At 63.5% G+C, this 18072-nt stretch carries 20 protein-coding genes; 8 read left to right on the forward strand and 12 right to left on the reverse strand.

All coding sequences use genetic code 11. The annotated features are described in order from the left end of the window. Positions 1–14 precede the first annotated feature (14 nt). The gene (locus FJ930_RS07205; protein WP_140738319.1) at positions 15–323 is read right to left on the reverse strand and encodes an antibiotic biosynthesis monooxygenase; all 309 of its coding nucleotides are present in this window, start codon (positions 321–323) and stop codon (positions 15–17) included. A gap of 113 nt (positions 324–436) precedes the next feature. Here FJ930_RS07205 and FJ930_RS07210 point away from each other — a divergent pair, with 113 nt between their 5' ends. From FJ930_RS07210 to FJ930_RS07220, 3 genes are read left to right on the forward strand one after another with little or no spacing between them, the layout of a single operon-like run. Continuing rightward, positions 437–1396 (forward strand): helix-turn-helix domain-containing protein, encoded by a 960-nt coding sequence (locus FJ930_RS07210; protein ID WP_141836361.1) that lies wholly within the window; start codon positions 437–439, stop codon positions 1394–1396. 60 nt (positions 1397–1456) lie between these two features. Beyond that, a complete protein-coding gene (gene mutL, locus FJ930_RS07215) occupies positions 1457–3346 on the forward strand; it encodes a DNA mismatch repair endonuclease MutL (RefSeq protein ID WP_141836531.1) in 1890 nt (629 codons plus the stop codon). Positions 3347–3385: 39 nt separating this feature from the next. Beyond that, positions 3386–3862: a hypothetical protein gene (locus tag FJ930_RS07220; RefSeq protein WP_141836363.1), complete on the forward strand. Its 477-nt coding sequence runs from the start codon at positions 3386–3388 to the stop codon at positions 3860–3862. Positions 3863–3867: 5 nt separating this feature from the next. Here the strand turns inward: FJ930_RS07220 and FJ930_RS07225 are convergent, their stop codons facing one another. After that, on the reverse strand, positions 3868–4761 hold the full coding sequence (locus tag FJ930_RS07225; RefSeq protein WP_141836365.1) for a DMT family transporter: 894 nt from the start codon (positions 4759–4761) through the stop codon (positions 3868–3870). A 90-nt stretch (positions 4762–4851) separates the two neighbouring features. Between FJ930_RS07225 and FJ930_RS07230 the strand changes: the two genes are divergently transcribed. Continuing rightward, on the forward strand, positions 4852–5778 hold the full coding sequence (locus FJ930_RS07230; protein ID WP_141836367.1) for a LysR substrate-binding domain-containing protein: 927 nt from the start codon (positions 4852–4854) through the stop codon (positions 5776–5778). 40 nt (positions 5779–5818) lie between these two features. Here the strand turns inward: FJ930_RS07230 and FJ930_RS07235 are convergent, their stop codons facing one another. Next, positions 5819–6514 carry a hypothetical protein gene (locus FJ930_RS07235; protein ID WP_246676825.1) on the reverse strand — a complete coding sequence of 232 codons (696 nt, stop codon included), beginning with the start codon at positions 6512–6514 and terminating at the stop codon, positions 5819–5821. Positions 6515–6532: 18 nt separating this feature from the next. Here FJ930_RS07235 and FJ930_RS07240 point away from each other — a divergent pair, with 18 nt between their 5' ends. Then, positions 6533–6766 (forward strand): DUF2093 domain-containing protein, encoded by a 234-nt coding sequence (locus FJ930_RS07240; RefSeq protein WP_140738304.1) that lies wholly within the window; start codon positions 6533–6535, stop codon positions 6764–6766. Here FJ930_RS07240 and lpxK read toward each other — a convergent pair. The 6 genes from lpxK to FJ930_RS07270 all read right to left on the reverse strand — a co-directional run bounded on the left by lpxK (position 6763) and on the right by FJ930_RS07270 (position 12367). Continuing rightward, positions 6763–7788 carry a tetraacyldisaccharide 4'-kinase gene (gene lpxK / locus FJ930_RS07245; protein ID WP_141836369.1) on the reverse strand — a complete coding sequence of 342 codons (1026 nt, stop codon included), beginning with the start codon at positions 7786–7788 and terminating at the stop codon, positions 6763–6765. The genes FJ930_RS07240 and lpxK overlap by 4 nt on opposite strands. 1 nt (position 7789) lies before the next feature. Next, positions 7790–9106 carry a lipid IV(A) 3-deoxy-D-manno-octulosonic acid transferase gene (waaA, locus tag FJ930_RS07250; RefSeq protein WP_140738298.1) on the reverse strand — a complete coding sequence of 439 codons (1317 nt, stop codon included), beginning with the start codon at positions 9104–9106 and terminating at the stop codon, positions 7790–7792. Further along, positions 9103–9894: a lysophospholipid acyltransferase family protein gene (locus FJ930_RS07255; protein ID WP_141836371.1), complete on the reverse strand. Its 792-nt coding sequence runs from the start codon at positions 9892–9894 to the stop codon at positions 9103–9105. Before FJ930_RS07255 ends, waaA begins: the two co-directional genes overlap by 4 nt. 5 nt (positions 9895–9899) lie before the next feature. Continuing rightward, on the reverse strand, positions 9900–10145 hold the full coding sequence (locus FJ930_RS07260; RefSeq protein ID WP_140696113.1) for a DUF4170 domain-containing protein: 246 nt from the start codon (positions 10143–10145) through the stop codon (positions 9900–9902). Positions 10146–10221: 76 nt separating this feature from the next. Then, the gene (locus FJ930_RS07265; protein WP_141836373.1) at positions 10222–11037 is read right to left on the reverse strand and encodes a 3'(2'),5'-bisphosphate nucleotidase CysQ; all 816 of its coding nucleotides are present in this window, start codon (positions 11035–11037) and stop codon (positions 10222–10224) included. Then, a complete protein-coding gene (locus tag FJ930_RS07270) occupies positions 11024–12367 on the reverse strand; it encodes a TldD/PmbA family protein (RefSeq protein WP_141836376.1) in 1344 nt (447 codons plus the stop codon). Before FJ930_RS07270 ends, FJ930_RS07265 begins: the two co-directional genes overlap by 14 nt. Before the next feature lie 166 nt (positions 12368–12533). On the opposite strand from FJ930_RS07270, the gene FJ930_RS07275 reads away from it, so the two are divergent. Continuing rightward, entirely contained in the window at positions 12534–12944 is a 411-nt protein-coding gene (locus FJ930_RS07275) for a VOC family protein (RefSeq protein ID WP_140762999.1), read from the forward strand. Between the two features lie 31 nt (positions 12945–12975). On the opposite strand, the gene epmA is transcribed toward FJ930_RS07275, so the two are convergent. Next, positions 12976–14022, reverse strand: a complete 1047-nt coding sequence (gene epmA, locus FJ930_RS07280; protein ID WP_141836378.1) for an EF-P lysine aminoacylase EpmA — start codon at positions 14020–14022, stop codon at positions 12976–12978. Between the two features lie 123 nt (positions 14023–14145). Between epmA and efp the strand changes: the two genes are divergently transcribed. After that, a complete protein-coding gene (efp, locus tag FJ930_RS07285; RefSeq protein WP_140613495.1) occupies positions 14146–14715 on the forward strand; it encodes an elongation factor P in 570 nt (189 codons plus the stop codon). Positions 14716–14841: 126 nt separating this feature from the next. Here the strand turns inward: efp and FJ930_RS07290 are convergent, their stop codons facing one another. Then, positions 14842–16218, reverse strand: coding sequence for a glycosyltransferase (locus FJ930_RS07290; protein ID WP_141836380.1), 1377 nt, complete (start codon positions 16216–16218; stop codon positions 14842–14844). Positions 16219–16232: 14 nt separating this feature from the next. Then, the gene (locus tag FJ930_RS07295) at positions 16233–17072 is read right to left on the reverse strand and encodes a TylF/MycF/NovP-related O-methyltransferase (RefSeq protein WP_141836535.1); all 840 of its coding nucleotides are present in this window, start codon (positions 17070–17072) and stop codon (positions 16233–16235) included. Between the two features lie 67 nt (positions 17073–17139). On the opposite strand from FJ930_RS07295, the gene FJ930_RS07300 reads away from it, so the two are divergent. Next, positions 17140–18063: a class I SAM-dependent methyltransferase gene (locus tag FJ930_RS07300; RefSeq protein ID WP_141836382.1), complete on the forward strand. Its 924-nt coding sequence runs from the start codon at positions 17140–17142 to the stop codon at positions 18061–18063. Positions 18064–18072 lie beyond the last annotated feature (9 nt).

Consider the following 18072-nt stretch of genomic DNA (forward strand, 5'->3'; position numbering starts at 1 on the left):
TGCCCTTGAGCAGTTCAGACAGAACCGTCATTCTTCAGGCCAAGGACGTCGATCCTGTCAATGGTCGGCGGGCCGACGAACAGCGCTTCGGCATTGGCCATCAGCGCCTTGGCAATCTCGCCGGTGAGATGCGCCTGCCGCCCAGTCTCGTCATGGAAGGCATCGAAGACGCCAAAAACGCTTGGCGAGAGCTGCAAGGCAAACCAGATCGGCGTCTTGGCTTCCTGATTGGCCATCTGCAATCCCACGCTCAGGAATGCGGCGACGTCCTTCTCCTTGCCGGGTTTGGCCTCAAAACGTGCGAACAAAGCGAGCTTGATCATCTGACTTCTCCAGTTGGTGTTTCGTGCGGCCGAGCTGGCCGTCGACAGCAGCGTCGCAGGAATGCCGCGAAAACCGTATTGGCAAAAATGACTTCTTTGATATCATTCTTGCCATGAACATTTCCGTGCTTGTTCTCGATGGTGCCTTTGATACTGGTCTCGCCACGGTGCTCGACGTTTTCGGCACCGCCAACGAATTGGCTGGCCTCCTGCCAGCGCCGCCCGCCCGCTTCAGCACGACCATTGTCGGTGTGAGGGACACGGTGCTTACCGGGCAAGGCTTGCAAGTGCCGGTGACTAGGTTCGGCAATGAGCCGGCGGACTGGCTGCTCATTCCAGCACTCGGCCAGAAGATGCCTGAGCCGCTAGGGCAAGCGCTGCTCAGGCCGGATATCGCGGACGCGGTAGCAGCCTTGCGCGGTGCCGCCGAAACCGGCGCTCGCATTGGTGCGGCCTGTATCGGCACCTTTGTGCTGGCGGAGACTGGCCTGCTCGACCGGCGGCCATCAACCACGACATGGTGGCTGGCACCGATGTTCAGGCAGCGCTACCCGCAAGTGCGGCTCGACGCGGCGCGCATGCTGGTCAATGACGGGCAGTTCGTCACCGCCGGGGCGGCACTCGGCCATATAGACCTCGCTCTGATGGTGGTCCGGCAGACGAGCCCGGAACTGGCGGCGCTGACCGCGAAATACCTGATCGTCGACAGCCGGCCGTTCCAATCAGCCTATGCCATCTCAGACCACCTCGCCCATTCGAACCCGCTGGTCGAGCGCTTCGAGCGCTGGGCGCGCGAGCATCTTGCGGTTGGCTTCAATCTCGATGAGGCAGCCGCAGCCCTTGGCGCCAGCAAGCGTACGCTGTCGCGGCGCGTCAACGACGTGCTCGGCAAGACACCGCTGTCCTATTTCCAGGATCTCCGTGTCGAGCAAGCGGTGCATCTCTTGAAGACGACGTCCGACAGCGTCGACCATATTGCTGCCAAGGTCGGCTACGGCGACGGGGTAACGCTGCGCAATCTGCTACGGCGACGGCTGCACAAGGGCGTGCGCGAAATCCGCGCCGCGAACTGATCCACCGTCCGCAAGATTCTGCCCTCTCGCATGAGTGCCGAATCCGCCTATAGTGGCGCCATGCCCATCCGCCAGCTTTCCGAAACGATGATCAATCAGATCGCCGCCGGCGAAGTCATCGAGCGTCCGGCGAGCGTGGTCAAAGAGCTGGTCGAGAATGCGCTCGATGCCGGCGCATCACGCGTCGAGGTCGTTACCGCCGGCGGCGGGCTGAACCTCATCCGCGTCACCGATGACGGCTCCGGTATCCCCGAACAAGAGCTTTCATTGGCAATCGCGCGTCACTGCACCTCCAAGCTCGCCGAGGACATTCATGACATCCGCTCGCTCGGCTTTCGCGGCGAAGCGCTGCCATCGATCGGCTCGGTGTCGCGGCTGTCGATCCGGTCGCGCACGGCTTTCGGGGACAGCGCCGCGGAAATCGGCATCGAGGGCGGCCGCGTCCTGCCCGTCAGGCCGGCGGCCGCCAATCGCGGCACGACGGTCGAGGTGCGCGACCTGTTTTTCGCGACGCCGGCAAGGCTCAAGTTCATGAAGGGCGAGCGTGCCGAAAGTTCGGCAACCAGCGACGTGATCAAGCGCATCGCCATCGCCTTCCCCGCCGTTCGGTTCACGCTGGCCGGTTCCGACCGCTCGACGCTGGAATTGCCGGCGGCCGACGACAGTCCGGAAGGCAGCCTGCGCCGCGTCGCCCAGGTGATGGGCGCCGACTTTCCCGACAATTCCATTGCCATCGATGCGATGCGCGAAGGCGTGCATCTGACCGGCCATGTCTCGATCCCGTCCTTCACCCGCGCCAACGCGCTGCAGCAATATGCCTATGTCAACGGCAGGCCGGTGCGCGACAAGCTGATTGCCGGCGCCATCCGCGGCGCTTTCGCCGATGTCCTGCCGCGCGACCGCCACGCGGTGACGGTGCTGTTTCTGTCGCTCGATCCGGCCATTGTCGACGTCAATGTGCACCCGGCCAAGGCCGATGTGCGCTTCCGGGATCCGGGCCTGGTGCGCGGCCTGATCGTCGGCGCCATTCGCCAGGCCCTAGCCGAGGCGGGTATCCGCTCAGCCACCACCGGCGCCGCGGGCATGATGGCGGCGTTCCGGCCAGGTGCCGCATCCTATGATCACGGCGGCCCGGCCAACGGCCATCGCAGCTACGAAGCGGCTTACCGAGCCTCCGGTCCGGCCGGCTTCGACCCCTCGCGCTCGCCGCAGCGGCCGCTCGACATGCAATTCGAAGGCTCGGGCTTTGAACGCGCCAGCGCAAGGCATGGCGGCTTTGGTGAACCTGACCAGGCGGCGTTCGATACCGGCACGCTTGCCAGCGCCGATACACGCGCAGGGCAGAGCGAATCGACAGAGACGCTGCTTGGCACGGTGCTCGGTGCGGCACGAGCCCAGGTGCATGAAAACTACATCGTTGCCCAGACCAGGGATTCACTCGTCATCGTCGACCAGCACGCCGCCCATGAGCGACTGGTCTATGAAGCGCTGAAGCATGCCCTGCATTCGCGGCCGGTGCCCTCGCAGATCCTGCTTCTGCCGGAGATCATCGATCTGCCGGAGGAGGACGCCGAAAGGCTGGCCATGCACTCCGAAACGCTCGCCCGCTTCGGCCTCGGCATCGAGCGTTTTGGCCCGGGCGCCGTTACCGTGCGCGAAACGCCGTCGATGCTGGGCGAAACCAACGTTCAGCAACTGGTGCGCGACCTTGCCGACGAGATTGCCGACAACGACACGGTCGACACTCTCAAGGAACGCCTCGACAAGATCGCCGCGACCATGGCCTGTCACGGTTCGGTGCGCTCCGGCCGGCTGCTCAAGGCCGAGGAAATGAACGCGCTGCTGCGCCAGATGGAGGCGACGCCGGGTTCCGGGACCTGCAACCATGGCCGCCCGACCTATATCGAGCTCAAGCTGGCCGATATCGAGCGTTTGTTTGGCAGACGATAGGACAGAACCGGCCAATTTGCCGTCGGTAGGGAGCTTGGGATGCCGGATGTATATGTTTTTACCTCAGCAAATTTGACAAACCTCTGGGCAGGTGTTGGGGCAGGTTATTGGGCTGTATCCGCGAAACAAGCGGGAAATAGTTCCATTCGGGGCAAGGCGAAATCTTTGCCAACCGGGGCATTCGGGTTATTTTACTGTGTCGAAGCGAAAGCCCTCACTACACCATTCATCGTGACATCGAAACCAAATGACAACGTCATCATACGACATGTATGGGAACATGAATGGCATCTCCCGTTTACAATCGTACCGCTCAGCGACCCTAGGCTGATTTTAAGAATAGACGAACTTGGCACATTGCTCCCTTCCTTAAGGGGCGCATCCAAGACATGGAACGATCTGTTTCACATTTCACCAATTACGGTGTTTGCACCGTCGAAGCTCTCAGAAAAGGACTGGGAGATAATAATAGGAATACTTTTACCAAAAACGTCTTTTGACAGCACCAAGACTTAGAAACATCAGCGCTTCAAATTCACCACGATGACGCCGCCGAGCGCCAGCGCGCCGCCGAGGATGCCGAGCAGCGTCGGCACTTCGCCCAGCCAGAAGAAGCCGATCAGGGCGGACATCGGCGAGACGAGATAGAGAAAGTTCGAAGCACGCGCCGCCGGCAGACGCGACAGTGCCGTCGCCCAGGCCGCGTAGGCAATCAGGCTCGGCACGATGCCAAGGTAAATGACGGCGCCGAGGCCAGCGGTGTTGGCAATGGCGGCCTGCTGGAAAGCAGCGGGCAGGAAGGGCGACAGGCAGAGCGCGCCGAGCACCATGTTGGAGGCCGAGATGGTCAGCGGATGATGGTGCGCAAAAAGCGGCTTCTGGACGATGGTGTTGACGGACGAGCAGAGCGCGGAGCCGAGCACCAGCAGCGCGCCGGCGTTGAAGTGCAGGCCATGGCCGTCAGCCACGGCGATGATGCCGATGCCGGCGAAGGAAATGGCCGTGCCGACCCAGGCCATGCCGGAGAAACGCTCGCCCAGGAGCGCCATCGCCATGATGGCGGTGAAGATCGGGCTGACATTGATGATGAAGCCGGCCGCACCCGCGGAGACGGTCAGTTCGCCGAAATTGAGCATCGCCGTATAGAGCGCGACGAAGACGACGCCGCCAAAGGCGAAGCGCCACAACTCGCCGATTCGGGGCAGCGCTGGGCGCTTGACGGCAAGGAAGATCGCCGCCGGCACCGCGGCGATGGCAAAGCGCAGCGCGCCAAGCTCCAGCGGCTGGAAGGCGGCGAGGCCGGCACGAATAGCCGGAAAGGCGGATGCCCAGCCGACCACCGTCAGCGCCACGGCGATGGCGGCAGTGGTGTCCATCCGCTGTGTCGAATTCAACGCGCCCGTCGTCGCACTCATCTCATAGCCTCATGCTCTTCCATCTTGGAAGCCACAAAACGCCTTTTCCAGTCCGTTGACAAACGACCAAATCGAGGATCACCTGTGAGTATGGATCACAGCTCAGAGGCGATGGTGCCGCTCGAAACCCTGCGTGCCTTCGATGCGGCGGCGCGGACCGGCAGTTTTTCGGCAGCCGCCGAAAGGCTCAACGTCACCCATGGCGCCGTCAGCCGGCAGATCGCCAAGCTCGAGGGCTGGCTGGGGCTGAAAGTTTTCGATCGCGGCGCGCGCGGCGTGACGCTGACGATCGAAGGCAACCGGCTGCATCTGCGCACATCGGAAGCCTTCGCCCTGATATTGAGCCATTCGGACCGCTGGGTCGAGCCGCGGGGAACGGCGGTGGTGCGGTTGACCTCGATCCCCTCGGTCAGCGGGCTGTGGCTGATGCCGCGCATGGCGGCACTGGAGAACAATCCCACCAAGCTGCGCATCGTGCTCGATGTCGACATCCGCCAGAACGACCTTGCCGATGAAGGCATCGACCTGTCGATCCGCTGCGGCCGTGGCGGCATTCCAGGCCGCGTCTCGGTGAAACTTTTCGAGGAGCATGTCTTCCCCGTCGCCTCGCCGGAACTGGCACGTGAGATCGGTCACGGCGACCCGGCCCGGCTGCTCAAATTTCCACTGATCAACGATTCGGACGCCTCCGGCTGGCGTGCCTGGTTCGCCGCGCAAGGCATGGACTACCGGCCGCGCCCGCAGGACCGGCGTTTCGAGGACTACAATCTGGTGCTCGACGCCGCCGCCTATGGGCTCGGCATCGCGCTGGCGCGTCCGCCGCTGACCGTGCATCAGCTGGCGTCGGGCCGCATCACCGCGGTCGACGATCGCACCGCACTCAATCCGGTGTCCTACTGGCTCGACCGGCCGTTGGGACGGCCACGCACCGCAGCGGCCGACCTCGCCCGCCGTATCGCGCAGCAGGCCGGATTGGCGCCGGAAAAGATCGAAGCGTTCATCGAAGCGGAGCGATAGGCTTGGCCAGCTTTTCCTGAGCGCCAGCCGATTCGGGAGTTCAGCGAAGCAGCAGCAGGATGAACCCGACGATCACGGTTCCCAGCAAAGCGGCCATCATCGAAACAAAGCCAATTTTCACCAGCAGCCGGTCAGGGTTCGGCGCCGCTCCATAGGATTGATTGGCAGGCTGTCGCCGGCCTGCCGGCGCATCCAGGGCGGCGTTGCGCGGGACAGGTCCCTGCGGCGGGATAAGCGACAGCAGTGACAAGCTTACAGCTCGGGCCGGAGTGTTGTCGTTGGCCGTTGCCGAAGGCGGCAAGAAGCCTCGCGGCTGCGACTCGGCTTCAGGCGCCGCCTTCCTTGCCACGACCGTTGCCAGCGCCGCTTCGTCCCTCGCGTCGAGTTGCGCCATATAGGCTTCGACGATGCCAGCCGAAGCAATCTGCTGCGACTTGGCGGCCGCCGGCGCCGCGGGCATCGCCAACAGCGCCGGTGCCGTCCGCTGCGCGAACAGGGAGGGCACCGGGGGCTGGACCAATTCCCGGACCAATGCCGTCCTGACCGGATCGGCCTTCGCCAAAGGCATGGGTTGCGGCGTCGTCGCCTCCTTGAGCAGGGAAGCCAGGCGGGCGGTAGAAATATCCATCGTGCCCCCAACAAAAGCGCTTTTCCAGCATCTGGTAGCGGATCGGCATTGCCCGAGGCTTGTCGCAAGCTTGACCTGGACGGCGATTTGTGGCGATGAAATCTCCATGAACCTCGGCACCACCGCATGATGAACCGTTTCGAAGGCCCGGGCGGCAAGGAAGCCCGCATTCGCTACCTCGATGGCGATTTCCAGGTCACCAGTCCCGGCTCGTTTGTGCGCTGCGCGGTGACCGGGGAAAATATCCCCTTGGACGAACTGAAATACTGGAGCGTCGCAAGGCAGGAGCCTTACGTCAACGCCGCCGCCTCGCTGCGACGCGAAATCGAGGTGCATCCCGAGATGCGCAAGCGCGGCTAGGCTCTAAGCTTGCGCTGCCGCCAGGCATCGAGCGTTTCCTCGATGATGCGCTCGGGCACGTGGTCGAGCTCGAACACCGTTTCGATTGCCAACACGTCGAGACGCCCGAGAAAGTCCTGCGAAGCGCCGTGGCCCAGCCGGGCGGCGTCCTTGGCCGTGGTGATGAGGCCGAGACCTTCGGCGTGCGCCGTCGTCGCCATTTCGGCAAGTTCGTCCTCGGCGTAAAAATGATGATCCGGAAAGGGCCTGGAGAGGACCACCTCGCCGCCTGCCTCACGCACCGTGTCGAAGAATTTGTCGGGATGGCCGATACCGGCGAAGGCGAGGAACCGCTTACCGCCAAGGCCAGCCTTGCTGCTTGGCTCCGTGTGAGCCTCGAAGATCGGGCGGCCAGCGCGGGCCGCCTGGCGCACCACCCTGTCGGCCGCGGTGCCCTCCCCCATCTTCAACAGCCCACTGGTGAAGACCAACTGGTCGACGATGTTGGCCCGAAGCGGTCCGCCTGGAATGACGCGGCCATTGCCGATCCCATAGCGGGCATCGACCACTACCAGCGCATAGTCGATGTGGATGCGCGCGCTCTGAAAACCATCATCCATGATCAGGAAATCGCAGCCGTGCCTTTCCAGCAGCAACCGGGCGCCGGCCGCGCGGTTCGGCGTTACCGCGACGGGGGCGTGTTCGGCCAGGAGCAACGGCTCGTCACCGACATGCTTGGCGCTGTCGTGACTGGCATCGACGACATGCGGCTCGGCAAAGGAGCCGCCATGGCCGCGCGACAGGAAACCAGGCTTCAGATGCATGCGCTTGGCCTGTTCGGCGAGCGCGATGGCGACCGGCGTCTTGCCGGTTCCGCCGACAGTGAAATTGCCGATACACAGAACCGGCGCGTCGATCTTCTCGCGCCGGGCCCGTCGCATGCCGCGGCCGGCAACCAGTGCATAGACGGCCGAGAGCGGCGCCAGTGCCAGGACTTTCCAGTCCGGCTTTTCCCACCAGAATGGCGGTGCTTCGGAGGCCACGTTAACGCCCGTTCGCGCCCTTCAGGCGCGACTTGACGACCAGCGGCTGGATATAGGGTTCAAGCGATTTCAGCGTGCGCGCCAGCGCGCCGCGCATCTCATCGACGGTCGCCACTCCAGCGGCCATCATCTCGTGGCGTGCGACTTCATTGGTCAAAAGGAAGTTGACGGCACCAGCCAGCATGTCGCGATCGCGCACCAGCTTGGCGCCACCGCTGTCGATGAGGCGCTGGTAGGCTTCGCGAAAATTCTGCACATTGCGCCCGGCGAGAACCGCAGTGTCGAGCATGGCCGGCTCGAGCGGATTCTGGCCGCCCTCGGAGGTCAGCGAGCGGCCGACGAAGGCGATCTCGGTCAATCGGAGATAAAGCCCCATCTCGCCAATCGTATCGCCGAGAAGGATATCGATGTCGGGCCCGATACGGTCGCCCTTGCTGCGCCGCGCGACCTTCAGGCCCATGCCTGAAATCTGCGCGGCAAGCGCGTCGGCGCGATCGGGATGGCGCGGGACGACGATCGTCAGCAGACCTTGGTGGCGCTTGTGCAGCATCGCGTGGACTTCCGCCGCGACCACTTCCTCGCCGTCATGGGTCGAGATCGCCGCCCAGGTCGGGCGGCCGCCGATCTGCCGCTGCAACGAGGCCAGCGCCCGTCCGTCGGCCGGCGGGGGATTGGTATCGACCTTAAGGTTGCCCGACACCGTGACCGGCCGGGCGCCAAGCGCGCGAAAACGCTCGCCGTCGACATCGGATTGGGCAACGACATGGGCGAGATTCTCGAACAGCGCCTCGGCGATATTGGCCCGCTTCTTCCACGAGATGAACGAGCGGTCGGAAAGCCTGCCATTGACCAGCACCTGCGGAACGTGGCGCGCGCCAAGCTCGAGGATGGTCATCGGCCAGATCTCGGATTCGGCGATGATCGCCAGATCCGGCCGCCAGTGATCGAGGAACCGGCTGACCGCCGGCTTCAGATCGAGCGGCACATATTGATGGATGATACGGTCGCCGAGCCGCTCGTCGGCAACCTGGGCCGATGTCACGGTGCCGGTCGTCAGCACGATGTTGACGCCATAGTCGAGAATGCTTTCGACCAGCGGCACGACGGCTATGGTCTCGCCGACGCTGGCGGCATGTATCCAGATAACAGGCCCTTCGGGGCGCGGGCGGCCGGCGACGCCATAGCGCTCGCGGCGGCGGTTGCGGTCCTCCTTGCCGCGCGAGGTGCGCCAGGCGACATAGGGCCCGATCAGCGGATAGGCGGCGGCACCCGCGAAACGGTATGCCGTCAGCATGGCACGCGCCCAGCGGCCGCTCATCGTGGACCGTCCACGAGGCGGTAGACCTCGGCCGTCGCGGCATTGAGTGCGGTGGTGATTTCCTGGCGCTTGCGCTCCATTTCGGCGTCGTCGGCGTCCGCGGCCACAAAGATCGGCGCCCCGATGGTTACCGCGGAACGGCCGAATGGCAGGTTTATGGTGGTCTTGTCCCAGCTCTTCTTCAGTACCTTGCGGCGGCTGGTGGCGATGGCGACCGGCAGGAGCGGCCGGCCTGAGAGGCGAGCCAGGAGAACGATACCAAGCCCCGCGTCGCGCGGTGTACCGTGGGGAATGTCCGCGATCATGGCGACGTTCTTGCCGGCGGTGAGCGACTTTTTGAGGGCGATCAGTGCCTTGGCCCCACCCTTGTCGAGATGCCTGGCGTTGTCACGCCCGCCCGAACCGCGCACCGCCTCGATGCCGAATTTCTCCAGCATCAGCGCGTTGAGCTCGGCATCGGCGCTGCGCGACACCATGGCGACCAGCGGCTTGCGCTTGGGATAGTAGGCGGGCGTCAAAAGATGCTGGCCGTGCCACAAGGCGATGATACCCGGCTCGAACTCGGCGTAGGCGCCTCCCGAAAAGCGCGCCGACCCGGCGACCAAGGGACTGGTCAGGCGAACCAGCCGCACGAACTGCGCGAGCAGGCTGGCAATGGCATTCTTGACGAATCGCGACTGCGCGAGCGGTTCGCGTATCTTGCGCCAGAAGGCCTTGGTCGTGCGGCTGCCGCCCCTGCCTGCGGGCGCGGCCTCGCCGGCTGGCTCTTTCGCCAGATCATGCTCCATCGAAATCAACCGACGACCTTGTTGTCGGGGTCCAGCAGACGGTGCAGATGAACGACGAAATAACGCATATGGGCATTGTCCACGCTGGCTTGCGCCTTGGCTTTCCACGCTGTGTGCGCGGATTGATAGTCCGGATAGATGCCGACGATGTCGAGCGCCTCGAGATCGCGGAACTCCGTGCCGCCAAGCTTCTTCAGTTCGCCGCCGAACACCAGATGCAAAAGCTGTTTCTTTCCGTCTTCCGCGGCCATGTCGGTCCTTCACATATTGTGAGTTTGCGACAGGTCTAGACCAAAGCCGATGACTTTGGAACCTTCGAAAATGCTTTCACGCATCCAGCCCGGCGATGACATCGACGAGCACCGCCAGCAAATCACCGCTGCCGGCGGCGAGCGCGCCGTGGCGGGTCACCTCGCCGGCGTAGAGCGGGGCGCGGCCATGCGGGTCGAGCAACTGGCCGCCCGCCTCGCGCAGGATAAGATCGGCGGCGGCGATATCCCAGTCATGCGCGTTCGGCTTGACGAAGGTGGCGTCGAGCGTGCCGTTGGCGATCATCGCCAGGCGGTAGGCAAGCGAAGGGCTGTAGGGCGCCCGTGTCAACCGCTTCTGCCAGCCGGGGGGCACCAGGTCGATCAACTGCTTCAACCCGGATATCTCGGCCTTATCCCCAAGCGTGCGCACCGCAATGCGCTTGCCGTTGCGGAATGCGCCCTGGCCGGGCAACGCCCAATAGATCTCGTTCATCGCCGGGCATTCGAGCACGCCGGCCAGCGTGCGTCCGTTTTCGACGACGGCAACGCTGACGCACCAGGTGCGCTGACCTTCGAGGAAGCCACGCGTGCCGTCGATCGGGTCGACGACGAAGGTGCGGCGCGCCGAAAGCCGCACCGGATCGTCGACCGTCTCTTCCGACAGCCAGCCATAGTCCGGCCGCGCCGCCAGCAGCGTGCGGCGCAGATAGGCATCCGCCGCATGATCGGCTTCGCTGACCGGCGAAGTGCCGCCCTTCATCCAGACTTGCGGACTGTTGCCGAAATAACGCATGGCGATGAGGCCCGCCTCGCGGGCGGCATCGCGCAGCAGCGGCAGATCCCCGATAGCGCCAGAGGGGGCACCGGCAGTGGTCAGTTCATGCTCCGGCAAGGGTCATGCCTTCGATCAGGAGCGTTGGGGCGGCCGTGCCGAAATTGCGGTCGAGGTCGTTCGCCGGCACCATGTTCAGGAACATGGTCTTCAGGTTGGAGGCGATGGTGACTTCGGCGACCGGATAGGCCAGCGCGCCGTTCTCGATCCAGAAACCGGAGGCGCCGCGGCTGTATTCGCCGGTGACCATGTCGACGCCCTGCCCGAACACTTCGGTGACGTAGAAACCGGTCTTGAGCGACTTGATAAGATCCTCCGGTGAGCGCTCCCCCGGCTCGATGGCGAGATTGGTGGAGGATGGCGATACGGAAGAGCCGCTGCGCGATCCCCGCCCATTGGTGACGAGGCCAAGCTCTCGCGCCGCCGAGGTCGACAGGAACCAGTGGTTGAGCACGCCCTTTTCGACCATCAGAAGCTTCTCGCCCTCGACGCCTTCGCCATCGAACGGGCGCGAGGCCTGGCCACGCGGCCTGAGCGGCTCGTCGGTGACCGTGATCGCGGACGCGGCCACTTGCTTGCCCATCATGTCGCGCAGAAACGAGGTCTTGCGCGCGACGGAGGCGCCATTGATGGCGCCGGCAAGGTGGCCGGCAATGCCGCGCGCGACGCGCGGGTCGAACACCACATCGACCGGGCCGGTCGCCGCCTTGCGCGCGCCGATGCGGCGCACGGCGCGTTCGCCGGCCTTGCGGCCGATCTCTTCAGGCGCATCGAGATCGGCAAAATGCTGGCGCGAGGAGAATTCATAGTCGCGCTCCATGCCGGTGCCTTCGCCGGCGATGACGCTGGCAGAACGCGAAAACCGCGAGGCGACATAGTGGCCGAGAAAGCCGTGCGACGTGGCCAGCACCAGCCCGCCCAGCCCGGCGCTGGCATTGCTGCCTGACGAATTGGTCACGCCCCTGACCGCAAGGGCCGCCGCTTCCGCGGCAAGGGCGGCCTCCTTCAACTGATCGGCGGAGACTTCGGTGGCGTCGAACAGGTCTAGATCGCGCATTTGCTTCGCAAGCAGCGCCGGATCGGCAAGGCCCTGATAGGGATCCTGCGGCGACACTTTCGCCATCGCCACGGCCCGCTCCGCGAGTGAAACCGGGTCGGATACGGCGGTGGCCGAGACGCTGGCCACTCTCTGGCCGACGAAGACGCGCAGCGAGACGTCCTCGGCCTCCGATGATTCGGTGGCCTCGACCTTGCCGAGCCGAACCGACACGCCGGTGGAGCGGCCGCGCACGGCCACCGCGTCGGCGGCATCGGCGCCGGCCTTCTTGGCGGCCTCGACGAGCGCCGCGACGCGGTCGGTCAATTTTGCTGCGTCTGATGTATCGGCCATGACTGTGATCCTGCTGTCGGGGCCAGAGCCTGGCCGCTGCCCACCCATCTATTGTTCCGGTCCGGCTTGTGCAATGGCATAGGCTTCAATCAAAATGCAGGTTCGCGGTACCCATCGCGGCCCGAGTGACGCAAAATCAGCCGCCAGCCCGCACGGAGCATCTTCGATGACGCCTTTCCATCTCGCCTTTCCGGTCCGTGATCTCGATGAAACCCGCACTTTCTATGGCGAGGTGCTGGGCTGCGCGATCGGCCGTTCGTCGGCTACCTGGATCGATTTCGACCTTTACGGCCACCAGATGTCGGCGCATCTGCGGCCGGCGCAAGCCGCCAGCGACGGCAAGGTAGACGGCATCACCGTGCCGATCCCGCATTTCGGTGCCGTGCTGTTGATGGACGACTGGCAGCGCCTGGCCACGCGGCTGGAAGCGCGCGACGACATCGACTGGCTGGAACGGCCGATGGTCCGCTTCAAGGGCGAGCCGGGCGAACAGGCGACGCTGTTCATCCGCGACCCTTCTGGCAACGCCCTGGAATTCAAGGGCTTTCGCTCGCTGGAGCAGGTTTTCGCGCACTGAGGACGGGAGGGCTCGCAGCGGGCGCTGTCGTTCAGGACGCCGCGACCGGCGTCCAGATCACATCCTCGATCTTTTGCGCGCCCGTTGCCAGCATCACCAGCCGGTCGAAGCCGAGCGCGATGCCGCTGGCCTGGGGCATGACGGCAAGGGCAGCGAGAAAATCCTCGTCCAGCGGATAGCGCTCGCCATAGATGCGCTCTTTCTCATCCATCTCGACGATGAAGCGACGTCGCTGCTCGGCCGCGTCGGTAAGCTCGCCAAAACCGTTGGCGAGTTCGACACCGCAGCAATAGAGCTCGAAGCGCTCGGCGACGCGCGCATCCCTGGGGCTTGGCCGGGCAAGGGCCGCCTCGGCCAGCGGATATTCGCACAGGATGGTCGCCTGGCCGATGCCGAGATTGATCTCGATTTTTTCCACCATCACACGGCTGAACAGGTCGGCCCAGCTGTCGTCGGGCGCCGTACGCATGCCGGCCTTGGTCAAGGCGGCGTACAGCGCGTCGCGGTCCGTGCCGCCATCGGCGGCGACCGTGGCCAGCAGATCGATGCCGGCATGGCGCATGAAGGCATCCGCCACCGTCAGCCGTTCCGGATCGGCAAACGGATCGCAATCGCGGCCACGGAAGGAAAAGAGCGTAGCCCCTGCCCTTGTCGCGGCCAGCGCCAGCAGATCAGCGCAGTCGCGCATCAGGCTCTCATAGGTCTCGCCCACCCGGTACCATTCGAGCATGGTGAATTCGGGATGGTGCAAAGGGCCGCGTTCGCGGTTGCGGTAGACCGGACCCAGGCTGAAAATCCTGGCCTCACCGGCGGCGAGCAGCTTCTTGCAGGCGAATTCCGGCGAGGTATGGAGATAAAGCGGCGAGCGAGCGCCATCCGGCCCGATCGCTTCCGTGGCGAAAGCGGCCAGATGCGCCTCGTTGCCGGGCGAGACCTGCAGGGCCGCCGTTTCCACTTCGACGAAATCGTTGCGGGTGAACCAGTCGCGCAGGGCGGCCGTGAGGCCGCTTCGCAGCATCAGGCGGGGGCGGCGGTCGGCATGGACATGCGGCGTCCACCAGGGCGAAGCGGCGGTCATGGGCGGATTGAACGCATGCCGATTCGCCTGGGGGGCTGGCGGTTCGCGCCAAGATGCGCTAGGGCCCCATCCAGCGCCGCACAAGCCGGCAAACGCCAGTCAACTCTCGCAGGATTTAAAACCGTGGTGAAAGTCATCGCCAGTTCGCTCCGCAAAGGCAATGTCGTCGACAAGGACGGCAAGCTTTATGTGATCCTCTTTGCCGAAAACATCCACCCAGGCAAGGGCACGCCGGTGACGCAGCTCGACATGCGCCGTATCGGCGACGGGGTGAAGGTTTCCGAGCGCTACCGCACCACCGAACAGGTCGAGCGCGCCTATGTCGAGGAACGCGAGCACACGTTCCTCTACGCCGACGGCGAAGGCTATCATTTCATGAACCCGGAAACCTACGACCAGGTGGCGGTATCGGAAGCCGTGGTCGGCGACGCGGCACCCTACCTGCAGGAAGGCATGCCGGTGCAAGTTTCGCAGTTCAACGGCATCGCGATCGCGCTGGTGCTGCCGCAGCGCGCCACCTTTGAAGTCGTCGAAACCGAGCCGACGACCAAGGGCCAGACGGCATCGTCCTCCTACAAGCCTGCCTTGCTCTCCAATGGTGTGCGTACCACCGTGCCCCCGCACATCGCCCCCGGCACCCGCGTCGTGGTGATGACGGCGGACGGCTCGTATGTGGAGCGGGCGAAGGACTGAGGCCGGCTTGATTGGTTCAGCCGGCACTCCAGACCCGCGTGGCCACCAATCGGCGGCTCGCTGCTATCGGATGGCATTGCCGGATTTCGGATGCAGCGGCGCTGGGTGGGCTCTAGCCCTTGCCAGTCACGATCGATTGACGTTTGCCTTGCGGTCGTTTTTCAAAGACGACAACGCTGTCATAGACAGCCGCGCAAGCGCTGGCTCCGATACGTTCGCGACAAGACAAAGCGCCTCCCCAAGGTTCGTCGCGATCTCGGGGTCGAGTTCCAGCGCCTTGCGGTACTGGACCGCAGCTTTTTCGCTCTCGCCGATGGCAAGATACGCATCGCCGATCGCCGCAAAATAGGCGGCATCTCGAACCGGATCGTGCCGAGCAAGAATGGCGGCGAACGCAAGAAGGCGCGACGCCGCAAGCTCGGCGGGTGCATGCGTGCTTGCCATCCGAAGGATGTCAGCCGCCGCTTGGTAATGCCCTGACTGAAATCGCCCCTTGGCCAACTCGACCAGCGTCGCGGCAGTCCGGTTCGTCGGCTCGCGCTCTTCTGGCGGCTTCAAATGCGCCCTGAAGCCAGCGGCGGTGGCTGGCGCCACCCTGAATGGGTTTGCAATTGTCGCTCGGGCAAGATGCGGCAGAAGCGATGGAGGCAGCGAACCTACGAATGCCGAGGGGGTGTGAAAGGTAAACTCGCCTGCCCCCCTCAGTGCATCCCTTTCTGCCTTCCAGACAATCCAGTTCTTGCGCTGCTGCTCGAGGCTTGCATTGGTGGACACGCCGCCATGCAGTTGGTGAAATGTGCCCTCTCCCAGAGTGAGGATGAGCTGTGCTTGCGGCAACTTCATCGCGCGTTCGAGCGTGTCGAGGTTGACGAGGCCGCCCCCAGGACAGCTGAAGCGCTCATCCATGCCATCGATCGCCTGCCAGCCCTCCCGGCTCATGAAGAGGACATTCGCTTCGTGTATCGGTGAGAACCACGGATCGACCGACGATTCATCCATCGTCCCGATCTCGAACAACCGATAGCCGTCTTCCGGCCATTGGATCGATTGCAAAAGCGAATCCTCGATCGCCCTTGTATAACCATTCGCAGGCGCATTGGCTTGGATATCGCTTCCAAGATACCAGCCAGGCGCGGCCACGACTGCCGTCGATGCCATGTCCAGGCCGATGCGCGCGAAATGCACCAAACCGGGCGTCACGATTCGCGCACCGTCGATCATCACGCCGATCTTGTCGCCCCTTGCAGCCATGATCCCGCGATTGACGGCAGCCGCAGGCGAGGGTGACGCGTCATCGATGCGCAGCAGACGAAAGTTTGGTCCATATTCCGCGATAAGGCTCTCGCTGACCGCAGGTGACGATCCGTTATCTACGACGATCACCTCGTAGTCGTCCGTCGTCACACCTTGCTGATAGGGCAATGCAAGCGAAAGCAGCGTTCGGGGCAGTTCTCGGGCGATGTTGTACGCGACAACAACGACCGACACGAGGTTCTGCTTCATCGCGCTTCCGTGGCTCAGTTGTCGACAATCGGCTTTTGCCACCAACCGCCTGTCCAGTCTATCTCATGCATCGGCGCAGTGATGTGGTTGCGTGTGCGATAATCCTCAACTGCCTTTCGGCATGGCAGATGCGCAAGGTCGTCGATGATCGCAAAGCCGCCGGGTGACAGCCTTGGATAAAGCGCTTCAAGGCTATCCATCGTCGACTCATACATATCGCCGTCCAGTCGGATGAGGGCGAATGGGCCGGCTTTCAAGTCCGGCAAGGTGTCCCCGAACAAGCCTTTGACGAAGACCACCTGATCGTCCAAAAGGTCATAGGCAGCAAAGTTGGATTGAACCTGAGCCTGGTCAATCGCCAACTGGCGATATTCGTACAGCCTGTCTCCCTGGTCGGCTGGAAAATTTTCGGCGTCCGGCGGCGGCAGACCGTCGAATGAGTCGGCGACATAGACCTTCCTGTCCGTGATTGCGTTGGCGGCCAGCACGCCGCGCATGAGAATGCAGCAGCCACCGCGCCAAACACCGGTCTCGATGAAATCCCCAGGCACGTTCTCATCAATGGCTTGCTGGACGAGGTCACGCACGTTCGTCAAACGTCTCACACCCGCCATGGAATGAGCAATCGCCGGCCAATCGCGGCCCAGGAGGCGATCCTCGCGATTGAAGGGCGTCGTTTCCCCGACTTTCGCCGGATCAATCACCTGCGAGCCGGAGCCGTAGATTGTATTGGCAATGATCTTGATCAGGAGATCTGTATAGAGGCGGTTCACAATCGACCTTTCAGTGCATCGCGTTTCGATATCGAAATATGCTGTTGCGGATATCCAGCCGAAGTGCAACGGAACGACCATCAATTCGCGACGTCGATCCAAAGCGCCGTGAAAGCAAGTCGCAATCAGTTGCCTAGGAAACCGTCCAATGCCAACCCTAGATGAAGCCATGGGCATGATCGAGAGGCTCGATATTGCCGCTTTCCAGATCAAGACCGAGAGCACGCTCAGCGACCGCAAGAGTTTCCTGCGCGTGCAGAATTTCGCCCGGTCAGTGCTGGGCCATTATGTGTATCTGGAGGTTGGCTCACATCTCGGCGGCAGCTTGTTCCCGCACTTGATTGATCCGGCCTGCGAGGCAGCGATATCCGTCGATCCCCGCCCTCCGGCGCAGCCTGACGAGCGCTCCCAAGTCTTTCATTATCCAGAAAACTCAGCTGCCCGCATGATCGCCGGGCTGTCGTATTGGCTTCCCCCTGCTGCAATGGCCAAACTGACCACGATCGACAGCGACGTCTCCGACGTGCGTCCCGATGCGGTCGCCTTCAAAGCCACAGTTGCGCTGATCGACGGCGAGCATACGAACAGGGCCTGTTTCTCGGACTTTGTCGGCGTTTATTCACTTATGAAACCGGACTGCATTGTTTCCTTCCATGACGCCAACCTGATCGCGGACGCGATCGTCAACGCGGAACGTTTCCTCGATCATGTCGGCATCACATACGAAACAGTGTTCCTTCCAGACACCGTGGCCGTTATGGGCCTGGGCGGGCTGGCATCAGCGGTCCGGGATCAGCTTCAACCTCACGCCTTGGATCGGGAGACCTATCTCGAGCGATCACGGCGGCAGCTATGGTCACACGTAGCCAAGGTGCATTATCCAAAAATCCACGCCGAAATAGAGCAGTTGCAGTCCGACAACTCAAAGCTGTCTGATGAGGTTGAATGCATGCGAAAGGCGAGCCTGGACGCGCAGACCCACCTCGCCGCCATAATGTCCAGCACGACCTGGCGCACATCCGCCCCAATTCGCATGGTCGTGGATCGCATCAAGCGTCGTTTCGCCCAGTAAGTATCGGCC

Origin of the sequence: Mesorhizobium sp. B2-4-15 (assembly GCF_006658505.1) — a bacterium.
Taxonomy (GTDB): domain Bacteria; phylum Pseudomonadota; class Alphaproteobacteria; order Rhizobiales; family Rhizobiaceae; genus Mesorhizobium.

Coding starts and splice junctions, on each gene's coding strand:
- FJ930_RS07205 (WP_140738319.1), bottom strand. CDS start 323: ATGATCAAGCTCGCTTTGTTCGCACGTTTTGAGGCCAAACCCGGCAAG.
- FJ930_RS07210 (WP_141836361.1), top strand. CDS start 437: ATGAACATTTCCGTGCTTGTTCTCGATGGTGCCTTTGATACTGGTCTC.
- mutL (WP_141836531.1), top strand. CDS start 1,457: ATGCCCATCCGCCAGCTTTCCGAAACGATGATCAATCAGATCGCCGCC.
- FJ930_RS07220 (WP_141836363.1), top strand. CDS start 3,386: ATGCCGGATGTATATGTTTTTACCTCAGCAAATTTGACAAACCTCTGG.
- FJ930_RS07225 (WP_141836365.1), bottom strand. CDS start 4,761: ATGAGTGCGACGACGGGCGCGTTGAATTCGACACAGCGGATGGACACC.
- FJ930_RS07230 (WP_141836367.1), top strand. CDS start 4,852: ATGGATCACAGCTCAGAGGCGATGGTGCCGCTCGAAACCCTGCGTGCC.
- FJ930_RS07235 (WP_246676825.1), bottom strand. CDS start 6,514: ATGGAGATTTCATCGCCACAAATCGCCGTCCAGGTCAAGCTTGCGACA.
- FJ930_RS07240 (WP_140738304.1), top strand. CDS start 6,533: ATGATGAACCGTTTCGAAGGCCCGGGCGGCAAGGAAGCCCGCATTCGC.
- waaA (WP_140738298.1), bottom strand. CDS start 9,106: ATGAGCGGCCGCTGGGCGCGTGCCATGCTGACGGCATACCGTTTCGCG.
- FJ930_RS07255 (WP_141836371.1), bottom strand. CDS start 9,894: ATGGAGCATGATCTGGCGAAAGAGCCAGCCGGCGAGGCCGCGCCCGCA.
- FJ930_RS07260 (WP_140696113.1), bottom strand. CDS start 10,145: ATGGCCGCGGAAGACGGAAAGAAACAGCTTTTGCATCTGGTGTTCGGC.
- FJ930_RS07270 (WP_141836376.1), bottom strand. CDS start 12,367: ATGGCCGATACATCAGACGCAGCAAAATTGACCGACCGCGTCGCGGCG.
- FJ930_RS07275 (WP_140762999.1), top strand. CDS start 12,534: ATGACGCCTTTCCATCTCGCCTTTCCGGTCCGTGATCTCGATGAAACC.
- epmA (WP_141836378.1), bottom strand. CDS start 14,022: ATGACCGCCGCTTCGCCCTGGTGGACGCCGCATGTCCATGCCGACCGC.
- FJ930_RS07290 (WP_141836380.1), bottom strand. CDS start 16,218: ATGAAGCAGAACCTCGTGTCGGTCGTTGTTGTCGCGTACAACATCGCC.
- FJ930_RS07295 (WP_141836535.1), bottom strand. CDS start 17,072: ATGGTCGTTCCGTTGCACTTCGGCTGGATATCCGCAACAGCATATTTC.
- FJ930_RS07300 (WP_141836382.1), top strand. CDS start 17,140: ATGCCAACCCTAGATGAAGCCATGGGCATGATCGAGAGGCTCGATATT.